The 13,269-nt window shown below is 59.7% G+C and carries 12 protein-coding genes and 1 pseudogene; 6 read left to right on the forward strand and 7 right to left on the reverse strand.

Annotated features, from left to right (window positions below; all coding sequences use genetic code 11):
- Positions 1–63: 63 nt before the first annotated feature.
- Together Q1A91_RS11070 and Q1A91_RS11075 are read right to left on the reverse strand one after the other, a co-directional pair.
- A complete protein-coding gene (locus tag Q1A91_RS11070; protein WP_299876767.1) occupies positions 64–1,122 on the reverse strand; it encodes a Hint domain-containing protein in 1,059 nt (352 codons plus the stop codon).
- A gap of 428 nt (positions 1,123–1,550) precedes the next feature.
- Positions 1,551–2,786 carry a CynX/NimT family MFS transporter gene (locus Q1A91_RS11075; RefSeq protein ID WP_299876770.1) on the reverse strand — a complete coding sequence of 412 codons (1,236 nt, stop codon included), beginning with the start codon at positions 2,784–2,786 and terminating at the stop codon, positions 1,551–1,553.
- A gap of 142 nt (positions 2,787–2,928) precedes the next feature.
- On the opposite strand from Q1A91_RS11075, the gene Q1A91_RS11080 reads away from it, so the two are divergent.
- Positions 2,929–3,729: a flagellar motor protein MotB gene (locus tag Q1A91_RS11080; protein ID WP_299876772.1), complete on the forward strand. Its 801-nt coding sequence runs from the start codon at positions 2,929–2,931 to the stop codon at positions 3,727–3,729.
- Positions 3,730–3,847: 118 nt separating this feature from the next.
- Positions 3,848–5,122 (forward strand): annotated as a pseudogene (locus tag Q1A91_RS11085) (flagellar hook protein FlgE); the annotation flags it as partial.
- Here the strand turns inward: Q1A91_RS11085 and Q1A91_RS11090 are convergent.
- The 3 genes from Q1A91_RS11090 to Q1A91_RS11100 all read right to left on the reverse strand — a co-directional run bounded on the left by Q1A91_RS11090 (position 5,086) and on the right by Q1A91_RS11100 (position 6,100).
- Positions 5,086–5,256 carry a hypothetical protein gene (locus tag Q1A91_RS11090; protein WP_367278676.1) on the reverse strand — a complete coding sequence of 57 codons (171 nt, stop codon included), beginning with the start codon at positions 5,254–5,256 and terminating at the stop codon, positions 5,086–5,088. The pseudogene Q1A91_RS11085 and the gene Q1A91_RS11090 overlap by 37 nt on opposite strands.
- 201 nt (positions 5,257–5,457) lie before the next feature.
- Positions 5,458–5,829 carry a flagellar biosynthesis protein FlgN gene (locus Q1A91_RS11095; protein WP_299876775.1) on the reverse strand — a complete coding sequence of 124 codons (372 nt, stop codon included), beginning with the start codon at positions 5,827–5,829 and terminating at the stop codon, positions 5,458–5,460.
- Positions 5,819–6,100: a rod-binding protein gene (locus Q1A91_RS11100; protein ID WP_299876777.1), complete on the reverse strand. Its 282-nt coding sequence runs from the start codon at positions 6,098–6,100 to the stop codon at positions 5,819–5,821. Before Q1A91_RS11100 ends, Q1A91_RS11095 begins: the two co-directional genes overlap by 11 nt.
- A gap of 116 nt (positions 6,101–6,216) precedes the next feature.
- Here Q1A91_RS11100 and Q1A91_RS11105 point away from each other — a divergent pair, with 116 nt between their 5' ends.
- A complete protein-coding gene (locus Q1A91_RS11105; protein ID WP_299876780.1) occupies positions 6,217–7,515 on the forward strand; it encodes a flagellar hook-length control protein FliK in 1,299 nt (432 codons plus the stop codon).
- A gap of 15 nt (positions 7,516–7,530) precedes the next feature.
- A complete protein-coding gene (locus Q1A91_RS11110; protein WP_299876783.1) occupies positions 7,531–8,211 on the forward strand; it encodes a flagellar hook capping FlgD N-terminal domain-containing protein in 681 nt (226 codons plus the stop codon).
- Here the strand turns inward: Q1A91_RS11110 and Q1A91_RS11115 are convergent.
- Positions 8,200–9,528 (reverse strand): FAD-binding oxidoreductase, encoded by a 1,329-nt coding sequence (locus Q1A91_RS11115; RefSeq protein ID WP_299876786.1) that lies wholly within the window; start codon positions 9,526–9,528, stop codon positions 8,200–8,202. The two genes, Q1A91_RS11110 and Q1A91_RS11115, sit on opposite strands and share 12 nt — an antisense overlap.
- Before the next feature lie 206 nt (positions 9,529–9,734).
- Here Q1A91_RS11115 and Q1A91_RS11120 point away from each other — a divergent pair, with 206 nt between their 5' ends.
- Both Q1A91_RS11120 and Q1A91_RS11125 read left to right on the forward strand, forming a co-directional pair.
- Entirely contained in the window at positions 9,735–10,445 is a 711-nt protein-coding gene (locus Q1A91_RS11120) for a GntR family transcriptional regulator (RefSeq protein ID WP_299876789.1), read from the forward strand.
- 65 nt (positions 10,446–10,510) lie between these two features.
- Entirely contained in the window at positions 10,511–11,908 is a 1,398-nt protein-coding gene (locus Q1A91_RS11125; RefSeq protein ID WP_299876792.1) for an aspartate aminotransferase family protein, read from the forward strand.
- A gap of 60 nt (positions 11,909–11,968) precedes the next feature.
- On the opposite strand, the gene Q1A91_RS11130 is transcribed toward Q1A91_RS11125, so the two are convergent.
- Positions 11,969–13,228, reverse strand: a complete 1,260-nt coding sequence (locus Q1A91_RS11130) for a lytic murein transglycosylase (protein WP_299876795.1) — start codon at positions 13,226–13,228, stop codon at positions 11,969–11,971.
- Between the last annotated feature and the right edge of the window lie 41 nt (positions 13,229–13,269).

A 13,269-nucleotide genomic window follows, 5' to 3' on the forward strand; every position in this document is an offset into this window, starting at 1 on the left:
TAGCAGGAAGGGCTCCATGTTACCGGATGCTGCAATCAGCGCACATGCCAGCAGCGCATATCATCAGGCCATGGAATGGTTTTCGCAAAGTGGAAGCTCGTTCCTTGCATGACGCCAAAGCAATTTCTGTGCCGCCTTGCCACGCACAAATGGCCGGGCGGGCAAGGTCTGATGGATGTCAACGGGCAGAGTTGACCTTGCCTTGTCCGAGAGTGTCTTGAGCGCCTCTGGACCGGGGAAAAAGCTCTCTACCTCAGCGCCATTTGCAAATACGATCTCATGTCGGCGGCAGGCAAAATGGTGGTAGGTGACGGGCAAAAAACGCAAGACCTGTATGATCCCATGGACGCTCTGCAAGAATTTTGCAGGGAGCAGAACTTCGTCGCTTCCAAACATCCGGTTTGCGATCCTGGAGCGCAGCATTATGCGGTGCTGTGGCGAGACGCGCAGCGGTGTTTTTGGCAACCCATTCCCCAGACTTCCCGCAGGAAGTATGATCGGCGCATTGTGACCAGGGTTCAGGCTCGTCACGGCATTGACCCATGTGATTTCCTGTGGCCCGTGATCCAGCGTAGTCACCAGATCGCCGGGTTTGAGCGTTTCAACCGGCACCTCACCGTCCGGCGTTGCGATCAAGGTGCCCTGAACGAAACAGACAACCGATGCATTCTGGACAGTCATGCTGGGAAGATAGCCGGAATAATTAGAGTTCTGAAGGCTGGTCAGATTGATGGATTGCACATTCGAATTGTCGAGTTCGGTGGTAAAATCTGCGAAAAACACATCTCCATTCGCGGACTGCACGACGATCACCTGTATGTTCAACGTTGACCCGTCACCCAAGGTGACCACCGCATTATAGACCGAAGTGGAATCTACTGCGGCACTGACTGGTCCGCTGCCTGTATCATAGCTGATAAAATCAGGGGAATTGTTCGCTGTATCGTTGTCATGCATCATGCCGTTATCATTTTGGTCATGGTTGGTAACATCGACCAGCGACAAAGTGTCATGAAGGCCCAGTACGACCCCGGGATTCTCGTTATCATTATCAGATTCATTGGTATCCATATCGGCAAAATTTCCGATGTAGAACAATGTTGATGTCGTAACGGTGGGCATCTTAGGTGCTATCCAAGCAAGTTGGGTTCGGGGCAACTTGCACGAGTGCGACTACAGAAGTCTTAAGTAAAGCTCGACAATATGTTGGATTTAGGGAGTTTTTCCGGATGAATTGAGGTCAAGTCCAGGCGAAGGCAGCCATTGGTGGGATTGCAGCAACCGGCAGCTTTGTCCCGCCAAGCCGCCGTCCAATCTTCTCCTGATGACCCCAAAACAACACCAAATCCGCCGCCGCTAAAACCCACACCGCGAAACAGCCAGCACAGCACCCCACCCGTCACTTTGTTAACCAACCTTACCCGCTCACACCTAGGGTACGCCCAGTTAACCACGCCTGCGGTGCACAAACGGTGTACAGGTTGTGCACAGACTGTGTACGGGCTGTGCCCCGCCCTTTTCCCTTCAAAACATGGTATTAACCGGGATTCTCACGTCACAGCCGTTGCCCCCGTTGCCGCCCCGCCGCGCGGTCGGCTGCGCAGCAACAGCCAGATCATTAACGCGATGTTGAACCCGTTCCAGACAATCCCGTTCACGAAGGCCAGCTGATAGGACCCGCTCACGTCGTAAATCCATCCCGACATCCAGCCGCCCAGTGCCATGCCCAGGATCGTCGCCATCAGCACCACACCCACCCGCGCTCCGGCTTCGCGGGCAGGCAGGTATTCCCGCACGATCAGCGCATAGGACGGCACGATGCCGCCCTGGCTCAACCCGAACACAAGGCTCACCACATAGAGCGAGACCAGGCCGCCCGCAGGCAGGTACAAAAACAGCGCAACGCATTGTAATATCGACCCAATCAGCAACGTCCGCACCCCGCCCAGCTGGTCTGCGACCAGCCCCGACACCACCCGTGAGGCAGCGCCGCCCAGCAGCATCAGCGCCAGCATTTCGGCGCCGACGGCCGGGCCAAACCCCATGTCCACGCAGAGCGCCACGATATGCACCTGCGGCATCGACATCGCCACACAGCACCCGATCCCTGCCGCGCCCAGCAGGATTTGCAGGGTGCGCGGGCTGATCCCTGCGGATTGCGCATTCAGCGTTGAAGCCGCCTGTGCGGCGTCCCTGCTCGCCTCTGACACCTTCCGGCGCAGGGTGAAAGCCATTGGAATCACACCACAAAACGTCGCTGCGGCCAGAATGGTGTAGCAGGCCCGCCAGCCGCTGTCCTCCAGCACGCCTGCCAGCACCAGCGGCCAGAAGGCGCCGCTCAGGTAGTTGCCACTGGCCACCAGCGCCACCGCGATGCCGCGCTTGCGCACAAACCAATGTGAGATATCCGCGATGAGCGGCCCAAACCCTACGGCAGATGCCAGCCCGATGATCAGCTGCGCCAGCGACAGCATCAGCATCGACGTGGACAGGATCGCCAGCCCGAAACCCGCCGTCAGCGCCAGCGCTGCCAGCACCAGTGACCGCACCACGCCAAAGCGGTCCACCGCTTGCCCCAGCGCGAAATTACCCACCGCAAAGCCGATCATCGTCAGCGTGTAAGGCATTGAAGAGGCAGCACGATCCGTGCCGAACTCCACTTCCACCACGGGCATGATCACGATGATTGACCACATCCCTGCATTGGCGATCAGCGCCACCAGCAGCGTCATCACCAGCCGTCCCCAGGCGTAGGGGCTGTCGGTCTCAAGGGTTGGATCTGTCATGCAGGTATCTGGGGGCAATCGGCCTCCAGGCGCAATGCAAAGCCGCGCAGGGGCGGGAAATTACGGACAAATCGATCTGTTAAGGCAAGCGCAAGACCTGCGCGGATACACCTGCCTCCGGGTGAGAAAAGAGGTGGTGGAGATGGGTGCGCAAGCCAATGCGGCGCCAGTCATCATCAAACGTAAGAAGGTCGTCGGCGGCGGCGGGCACCATGGTGGTGCCTGGAAAGTTGCCTATGCGGATTTCGTGACCGCGATGATGGCTTTCTTTATGTTGATGTGGCTGCTGAACGCAACGACAGAGCAACAACGCAAGGGGATCGCGGACTATTTCACGCCGACCATTCCGATCAACCGGGTGTCGGGCGGCGGCGATGGTGCCTTTGGCGGGGACAGCATCTTTGCTGAGGAAAACCTGCCCCAGAACGGCACCGGCGGGATCAGCACAAACACCGGTGCTGCACAGGAACAGGCCGCGCTGGAATCGCTTGAGGAAATGCTTCTGGGCCGTGGCGGAGAGAGTGACGTCATGGAAAACGCCATGCGTCATATCGTGACCCGGATCACCGACGAAGGGCTGGTGATCGAGATCTATGATCTTGAGAACATTCCTCTTTTTGAAGGCGAAACCGCGGAGCCTGTTCAGTTGCTGCGTGATCTGGCTGCGGTCATCGCGCAGGCCACACGCAGCGTCACCAATGACATTGCCATCGGCGGCCATGTGCGCGCCAACCCCGTTGTTCTGGCCCGCAGCCCGGTGTGGGAACTCTCTGCCGCGCGGGCGACAGCGATGCGGCTTTTGCTGGAGGGCACGGGGATACCGCCGCTGCGCATCCAGCGTGTCACCGGCCATGCGGACCGCAAACCGGTGGTGCGCAATCCGATGGGCGCGCGGAACAACCGGCTGGAGGTCATCCTGCTGCGCGACGTGCCCCGAAACTGAGAACCCGGCCGCAAAAAGGGGCCACGGAATAGCGGGCATTTTATCTGTTAGCCCGACCTTAAGCTGACAGACGGTATGCCGATAGACGGGACAGTTGATACAGCAGAAAGGCCTATCAATGACAATTTCTTCTTCGCTCAACGCCGGGGTGGCGGGGCTTCAGGCCAATGCCACACGGCTCGCGACAATTTCCGATAACATCGCAAATTCATCAACTTACGGGTACAAGCGGGTGGATGCGGATTTTCATTCGCTGGTGATCTCTTCGCAAGGGGGGACCTATTCCGCGGGGGGTGTGCGGGCGACCTCGCATCGCCTGATTGATGAACGGGGGCCGCTTGTCTCCACCGCGAATGCCACGGATCTGGCGGTGCGCGGGCGCGGGTTCCTGCCCGTCTCCCAGGCCACGGACGTGGAGGTCGCCAACGGCGACACACAGATGTTCCTGACCACGACGGGATCGTTCCGCACCGATGCCGAAGGCTATCTGCGTACCTCCTCCGGCCTTGTGCTGCTGGGATGGCCTGCGCAGCCGGATGGGTCCATTCCATCCTTCCCGCGCGACACGGCAGACGGCCTTGTGCCCGTGCAGATCAACGTAAACCAATTCTCGGGGGAGCCGACAACCAGCATGACGCTGGGCGTGAATCTGCCCGCGACAGAGACGGATGCAGGCTCTGACGGGGATACGCAGGAATTGTCGGTTGAATACTACGACAACCTCGGCACGTCGGAAAACATCAACATCGTGTTCTCTCCCACCGTGCCGGCAACCGGGTCGTCGAACGAATGGACTCTGACCATGACAGACAGCGCCAGTCCGGGCGTGACCATCGGGGAATACACCGTCACCTTCGCAGACAACCGGACTGCGGGTGGCACCATGCTGACTGTGTCTCAGGCGGCTGGTGCGCCGGGTGGCACGTATGATCCTGCGACCGGCCAGATCATCGTGGACGTCGCCGGCGGCCCCATTGAGATCGACATCGGCCGCATCGGTGACAGCGATGGGATCACCCAGCTGTCGGACAACTTTGCGCCGGTGTCCATTTCCAAGGACGGTTCCCCGGTTGGCAATATGACCTCGGTGGAGGTGGACCCGAACGGCTATGTCTACGCCTACTTCGACACAGGCATCACGCGCACAATCTATCAGGTGCCGCTGGTCGATCTGCCCAACCCCAATGGCATGGTCGCGCTGGATCAACAGATCTACCTGCCTTCGGTCGAGAGCGGTTCCTTCTTCCTGTGGGATGCCTCTGACGGGCCGACCGGGGACATTGTCGCATTCTCCCTTGAGGAATCCGCCACCGATGTCGCGGGGGAGCTGACCTCCATGATCCAGACACAGCGGGCCTATTCGTCGAACGCGAAGGTGATCCAGACGGTGGAGTTGTCCTTCGCACTGGCAATGGACTTACCGGTAGAGATTTCGTTCTGCGTCCCTGCCAGATTTGCATTGATGGATTTGAGGGTCTGCAACGCAACCATTGCGCTGTTGTTTGTGAGAATGCTCGACATAAGCATGTTCCTTTAGTCATGGGCGCTTTACGCCCGTTTTGCCCTACCCCTTTGAGGGTGGACGGAAATGCCATTCTGACCATTGCGTACGCCCGGAGTGCCAAGCGGTGCGCCATCCGACCTCGGATGCAGGGGCACACTGCTCCGAATTTTCTTAACAGCACGTAAATCTGAGCATTCGCCTTGACCCGGATTTTAATCAAAGCGTCAGGCGCGTTTTTCGACTGAATTATCCGTCTCCATCGCGATCCGGTGTTTCTGGCCATCTGCGCCGTAGGTCTCCAGACCGACCCGCAGCTCACGCAACGCTGACATGCGGGCGACAGCGGCGCGGATTCCTTCAAGCGCGCCATCCAGCAAAAGCTGGTTGCGGCGTACCTTGCCCCCGAGCGCATGCACCGCCTCAATGTCGATGGGCGGTGCACCGTTCATATCTTCGATCAGGGCCTCCTTCGCGGGCAGCATTTCTGCAATGCTCTCCAGATCGCCCTCCAGCAAGGCCGCACGTTCCGCGTCCAGCAGGGTGTTGAGGGCCTCAACGCCCGATTGTTGCGGTTTCGATGTCTGTTCAGGTGTCATTTGCTTGCTCCTTGAGTGCATTGAAAATCGATTCGCTCAGTCCGATGCCGCCTGCCTCCACCATGATCCGGGCGTGTTCGTGGACCAGAAAGGAGGCAAAATGATCCTCCCCGGCGCCACCACTTCCCAGCCCCTCACGGGCCATGCCAAGCCCTGCTGCACTGAGCATTTCAGTGAGAAAGCTGGCTTCAAGTGCTTGCGCCGCACGTCTGAGTGCCGCGTCTTTCGCGGCCTGATCGGGGGGTGGAGCCAGGACAGGGGTCACATCCATGGGGGAGGTCCTTAAATTGCAGCCTATTTTGCGCAGCATGCGCCCAAGGCGGTAAACAAGTGGTAAGGCTGAACGCCGATAAGCCCTCCAACGGCCAAAACCGCACGGAGGACCCGATGCAACCAACCGCCCTGCCGCTCGCTGCCAGCACGACTGCCAGCACCCCATCTGTTGTCCCGCCGATCAGGGGGAACACCGGCGTCGGACCGCAGGTGTCGCGTGACCCGTCACCGCCAGAATTTGCAGACGTCTTTTCCGAAGAGGAACTGGTGATCCTTGCTGACAAAGCGATTCCACAGGTGACGGACGAGGAAATACAATTAACGGACCCGGAAAAGAGCATCACGGCAGAGGACGGGGAGGCGCTTCGTCTTCCTCCTGCGGAATCTGTCGATCGTCCCGACCTGCTTCCGCGACAGCAATCACCTGAGACCGCGCAGCTCACGAAAGATGGCATTACGCCTTCGCGCGAACCGCAAGTGGTTGAAGTTGAAAATCCAGAACCGAAGTTGGCGGCAGTTCATCAGACTGAAATCACGGTGAGCGAGAGCAGGACCACCCTTCAACAAAGCCCTGCGGCTCCAGCGTCCCCTCAACCGGTAACAGCTTTGCCCCCAACACCTGATGTGCAGCGAACCGGCGTTGATGCAGTCCGCCCCAAGGTAATCGCCGCAGATCCGGTGCTTCAGAATGCCAGCGCGGCATCGGTGCGCCCGGCGTTTGGAAAACCACACGGAGCACCACCGCCAAGCATCGCATCTGATGGTATCCCTGCCCCCACAGCCAACCGTGCAGAGCCGGTCACGCCACCCTTGGTGTCGGCTCCGACACCAGCACCAAGGCTGTCCAGCGCCCCGGCACCACAGACCATGCCATTGATCATTTCGCAGGTGACGTCAGGCATGGCTCAGGAAAAGCGGGACACATCAACCAGCGCGCCTCTTGAGCCCTTCACCCTCGGCCGCAGTGATGGTCCTGGGTCCCTGCAAACGACCACCACGCCTCAAGCTGTGCAACGCAGTGAGCTGGCGGGGCATGTCGCCCGCCAGATTGCCGATGTTGCCCACCATTTGCCGGCGCGCCCGGTGGAAATCACCTTGAGCCCGGAAGAGCTGGGGCGCGTCCGTCTGTCTGTCTCTACACATGAGTCCGGCATCATCCTGAACGTTGCCGCCGAGCGCCCGGAAACCGCTGACCTTTTACGTCGCCACATCGGACAATTGGGCGCTCAATTCGAATCGCTGGGATATGAAAACATCGCATTCTCCTTCTCGGGTGGCGGTGATGCCCAGACGAATGGCGATCAGGCGGCCGACAATCCGGCCACCGCTCCGGTGGCAGAGGAAACCGACACTGCGCCGCTCCATGTCGCGCTTTCGACCGGCAGTTCTGCTGGCGTCGATCTGCGGCTCTAACGCGAAGGACATCTGATGGAAGTTACCCAAACCCCCACGGCAAACGCGGCAGCACCTGCGGCCGCGGCCAATACGCGCGATACCGGCATCAACCTGTCTTCTGACTTTGACACGTTCATCAAACTGCTCACCACACAGGCAGAGAATCAGGATCCGCTGGAACCGATCGACGCCACCGAATACGCCGCCCAGCTTGCCCAGTTCTCCATGGTGGAACAGCAGGTCAAATCAAATGACCTGCTTACAGCACTCAGCAGTCAGCTGGGGGCGGGCAACATGGCGCAGCTGGCCAGTTGGATCGGCATGGAAGCGCGCAGCACGACGCCTGCGTTCTTTGATGGCAATCCCATAAGCGTCACGTCAAAGCCTGCGCCGAATGCGGATGAAGCCGTGCTGGTGGTCAAAGACGCACGCGGCGCGGAGGTGCAGCGCAACGCCCTGCCTCTGGCTGCACAAGACGTCGTCTGGGCAGGCGTTTCATCTGACGGAACACCCTTTCCCACCGGTCAATACAGCTTTTCCGTCGAAAGCCGCCTGTTGGGAGAGGTGATCGGCACAACCGCTGCCCAGACCTACAATCGCATCACTGAAGCGCGGATTGAGCAGGGCGAGACCGTTTTGATTACCGAAGGTGGTGGCACGTTGACGACGCAGGCGGTGACCGGTCTGCGCGCGCCTACCGATTCACCAGTCTGACAAGGCAAACCCGGCGTAGGCAATCGGCATAACCGCCCGACGGTATCGGCCCAGTTCAAACTTTGCCAGGGGACGTTTCATCACTTCCGGATATCCCACCCGTGGCGTCTTTCCCTGCACCAGGTCTGCCAGCAGCACGCCTGAATAGCTTGCCATGGCAACGCCGTTGCCGTGGTAACACAGCGCCGCGAACATGCCGGGCTGGTCGGGCACTTCTCCGACAAAAGGCATCCTGCTGCGCGCAATACAGACCAGACCGGACCAGCCATTTGGTGTCTCTACATCCCGCCATGCCGGGAACATCTGCTCAAAATCCGCGCGCGCGCGTTTCAGTGCGCGGGCTTCTGAGGCGGGCGTCGCCAACAATCCGCCCCGGACGCCAAACAGCATGCGGTTGTCCGGCATCAGTCGAAAGTAATGCAGCAGATGGCGCGTGTCATAACAGGCCTGTCCGCTTGTCCAGCCCTGCGCACCAAGCTCTGATTGGGTCAAAGGGCGCGAGACGATGATGCTGGATTGGGTGGGCATATAGCGGCCCGCAAGCCAGTCCGGTAGATCTTCTGAGGAATATCCGTTGGTGCCGATGATGACCTTGTCTGCAAAAACCCGGCCCTGTGCCGTTTGTAAGACGAAACCAGCTGGCCTACGCGTGATCTCTGTCACACCAGAGTTGTGAAAGATCTGTGCACCCGCGTCCGATGCGGCCTGCGCCAACCCCAAGATGTACTTGCGGGGGTTCAGACCAAATCCACTGGGGATGGAAATCGCGCCATGAAACCCGGCGTTTAGCCCTTCGTCCTCTAACGCATCCGGCGGCGTAAGCCGGACTTCGAGACCGTAGTTCTCTTCATAATCCGCCACGTCGCGCTGCATTGCATCGAAATCGCGCGGACGGTGGGCAAGCTGCGTCTCCCCGTCAGAGTGTCGATCCACGTCGATGGCGTGTTTGCGCAGCAACCCCTCAACCAACGCAATCGCATCGCGTTCCGCATGCCGCCAGGCCAACCGCCCGTCCCGCCCCACCAAGGCATCCAGTTGTGTATCGTTCAGCATCCCGCCACCCAGACAGCAAAAACCGCCATTGCGACCCGAAGCGCCAAACCCGACATACTGCTGCTCAAACACCGATACCGAAACACCGGCTTCCGCCAGGTGCAGTGCGGCAGAGACCCCCGTGTACCCGCCCCCGATGACAGCAACCTCGCAGTGGTGATCCTCCATCAGGGTAGGCCGGTCCGGGGCATCGATGGTCTGATCCCACCAACACCCCGCTCTCGGACCATCGCCATAGGCAAATTCTGGATAAATCCGTTTCATGGACAAACAGGTACTGCGTAAGTTGATTGCGTCAGCCCTCGGTTGGGCAGTATTGCCTTATGTGCCAATGTCGACCCCGGTTTGCGCTGAACAATAGTATCCTGATTTGATCAAATTTTGCCTCACGCGACAAGATACCTTATGCTGTGCAGACAAATCTTGACGAAACGGCCAGACGGCACCGACCACACGAAAGGTATGCTTCTATGAACATCGATGTGAGATCGCAGCGTGCCACCCCATCCGGGGATACACCCGGAAAGACCCCTGCGCATCAGCGGGTCTATGAGCAACTGCGCGACAAGATTCTTTTTGGTGACCTCGCGCCCGGTCAGGCCATCACCATTCAGGGTCTGGTAGAGGAACTGAACGCAGGCATGACCCCCGTCCGCGAAGCGCTGCGCCGTTTGATCGCCCAGGGGGCGCTGACCCATCAGGGCAATCGCAGGGTCAGCGTGCCGGAACTTGACGCACAAGGCGTGGAAGAGCTTGGTTTTATGCGTGAAACCCTTGAGCCGGAACTGACCCGACGTGCCGTTCTGAACATGAAGGACGACGACATTCAGGCTCTGACGTCCTGCGATGATGATCTCAACCTGGCCATCAGCACGGGTGATGTCGGCGGCTATCTGACCCACAATTACCGCTTTCACAAGATGATCTATGACGGTGCGAATGCCCCGATTATGACCGCCACAGTTGACCGCCTGTGGCTGCGCTTTGGCCCTTCCCTGCGCGTGGTCTGCGGGCGTTTCGGGACCAGCAACCTGCCCGACAAACACGCAGAACTCCTGGACGCACTGACGCGGCGCGATGCACCCGCCGCTGCCCAGGCCATGGCAGAAGACGTGGCACAAGGCATGCGGCAGGTCCGCGCCGCGCTCGCAGAGACGCAGGGAAACGCGTTGACCGATTGACTTTGCAACTTTTGATCATATTCTGACGCCACTTCATTTTTCCTGCATTGAAAAGGCGCGGCACCATGGCTTCGATCACCAACCACTTGCCCACGGCGGAACTACAGGCACTGGATGCCGCGCACCACATGCACCCCTTTACGACCGGCGATGAGCTTGCCGCTAAGGGCGCGCGTGTCATCACCCGCGCCAAGGGCATCTATCTGACCGACAGTGACGGGAATGAAATCCTTGATGCGATGGCCGGTCTTTGGTGCGTGAACCTTGGCTATGGCCGCCCCGAATTGGGTGAAGTGGCCAAGCGGCAGATGTCTGAGCTGCCCTATTACAACACCTTCTTCCAGACGACCCATGTCCCCGGCATTGCCCTGGCCAAGACACTGGCGGATCTGGCCCCTGCCCACCTCAACCACGTGTTCTTTGCCGGGTCGGGATCAGAGGCAAACGATACCAATTTGCGCATGGTCCGCACCTATTGGGCTGAAAAAGGCCAGCCGCAGAAAAGCCACGTGATCAGCCGCAAGAACGCCTATCACGGCTCCTCAATCGGGTCGGGCTCGCTGGGTGGGATGACCTATATGCACGCACAGGGCGGCATGCCCATCCCCGGCATTCATCACATTGGCCAACCGGATTGGTGGGCCGAAGGCGGGGATCACACTCCCGAAGACTTCGGCCTTGCCCGCGCGCAGGAACTGGAGGCAAAAATCCTCGAACTCGGCGCTGAAAACGTCGCGGCGTTCATCGGGGAACCGGTGCAGGGCGCCGGCGGCGTGATCGTGCCGCCCGCCACCTACTGGCCGGAAATCCAGCGCATCTGCAAGAAATACGACATCCTGCTGATCGCGGATGAGGTCATCTGCGGCTTCGGCCGGACCGGCAATTGGTTCGGCTCCGAAACCATGGATATCACGCCCGACATCATGACCATCGCCAAGGGCCTCAGCTCAGGCTATGCGCCGATTGGCGGATCAATCGTCTCCGACGCAATTGCCGAAGTGATCAACGCCTGCGAGTTCAACCATGGCTACACCTACTCCGGCCACCCGGTCTGCGCGGCTGTGGCCGAAGAGAACCTGCGCATCATGCAGGAGGAAGACATCCTCACCCATGTCCGCAAGGTCGCAGCACCTGCGTTGAAAGCGGCTCTGGATGGGCTGGCAGATCACCCGCTGGTGGGCACGGTGAACATCTCCGGCATGATGGCCTCACTGCCGCTGACCCCGCACAAGGAAAGCCGCGCGAAATTCGCCGGTGACGCAGGTGCCGTCGGCTACACCTGCCGCGAGCACTGCTTTGCGAACAATCTGGTCATGCGCCATGTGGGGGACCGCATGATCATCTCCCCCCCATTGGTGATTACGCCTGAGGAAATTGAGATCTTCGCGACCCGCGCCAAGCTGGCGCTGGACGCCACGTACAAGGATCTCAAGGAAAAGGATATGCTCAAGGCCGCGTCATAGGCGCGACCTGCCCTTCCAAATGGTTCAAAAAACCCCACCGGAGGTCTGAAATCTCTTTTCCTACAGCTCCCGCAGACGCTCCAGCAGCCGCAGGGACGCATAGCCATCCGGCACGATATTCTGTGCCGTTTGAAACCTGCGCACTGCGTTGATCGTCAGCGGTCCGATTTTGGCATCGATCTTCTCGGTGTCGAAACCGGCGGCGGTTAGGCGTTCCTGCAACTCAATCCGCTCATCAAAGCTCAACGCCCTGTCGCCACGGGGCCATGCCCCTTCAATCGGGCCCGCGCCCCTGATCCGGTCGCTCAGGTGGCCCACCCCGATCACATAGGCGTCAGCGGTGTTGTAGCGTTCGATCACCTCGAAATTGTCGAAAATCATAAACGCGGCCCCCTGCGCGCCACCGGGCAACAGGATCGCTGCGGGACCGTGATCCGGTACGGGACTTCCCTGCATGTCCAGAATGCCCAGCGCCGCCCACTCGGAGGGTGACTTCAACAAATCTCGCTTCGCCAGCAGGTAATCGAACCCCTCGGGCAGGCGCACCTCCACACCCCAGGGTTGGCCCGCCGTCCAGCCAAAATGCTTGAGGTAGGCCGCCGTGGAGGCAAGCGCATCTGTGGGATCCTCACCCCAGATGTCCCGCTTGCCATCACCTGTCTGGTCAACCGCATAGAGCTGGAACGACGAGGGCATGAACTGCGTATGCCCCATTGCACCGGCCCAGCTGCCGCGCATCTGCGCTGGCGTCGTGTCCCCGCTTTGCACAATGCGCAGCGCATGCAGCAACTCACCTTCAAAGAACGCGGCCCGCCGCGCGTCATAGGCCAGCGTCGCGAGGGAGTTGATCACACTGTCGCCCCCCTTGAAGGTGCCATAGGCGCTTTCCAGCCCCCAGATCGCGGTCACAACTTCCTTTTCGACGCCATATTCGGCTTCGATCCGGCTTAGAACCCCATCCCATTTCTTCAGTGCCGCTTTGCCGTTGCTGACCCTCAGGTCGGACGCAGCGGTGTCCAGATAATCCCAGATCGTTTTGGTAAACTCGGATTGATTGCGGTCGCGCCGGATGACGTCCTCATCAAATGTCAGGCCCGTCATGGCCGCGTCAAAGATCTTTGCGGTGATCCCCTGCGACAACGCCCGCGTCCGAAATTCGGTGATCCACTTCTGAAAACCTGCGGCAGTCCCTTCATTGGCTTGTGCTGCGGCCAGCACGATGCGCTCCGGTGGCCGGGGTGAGGCATCCGGACCTGTTGCCCATGCGCCTTGGGTGGGCATCAGCCACCCCATCAACGCCAAGATCAGAACCTGTTTCATGTCACACTGCGCCTTGTTTTTTCAGATCAGCGTAGCCGTGA

The sequence above is a fragment of the uncultured Sulfitobacter sp. genome, from assembly GCF_947500075.1.
Taxonomy (GTDB): domain Bacteria; phylum Pseudomonadota; class Alphaproteobacteria; order Rhodobacterales; family Rhodobacteraceae; genus Sulfitobacter.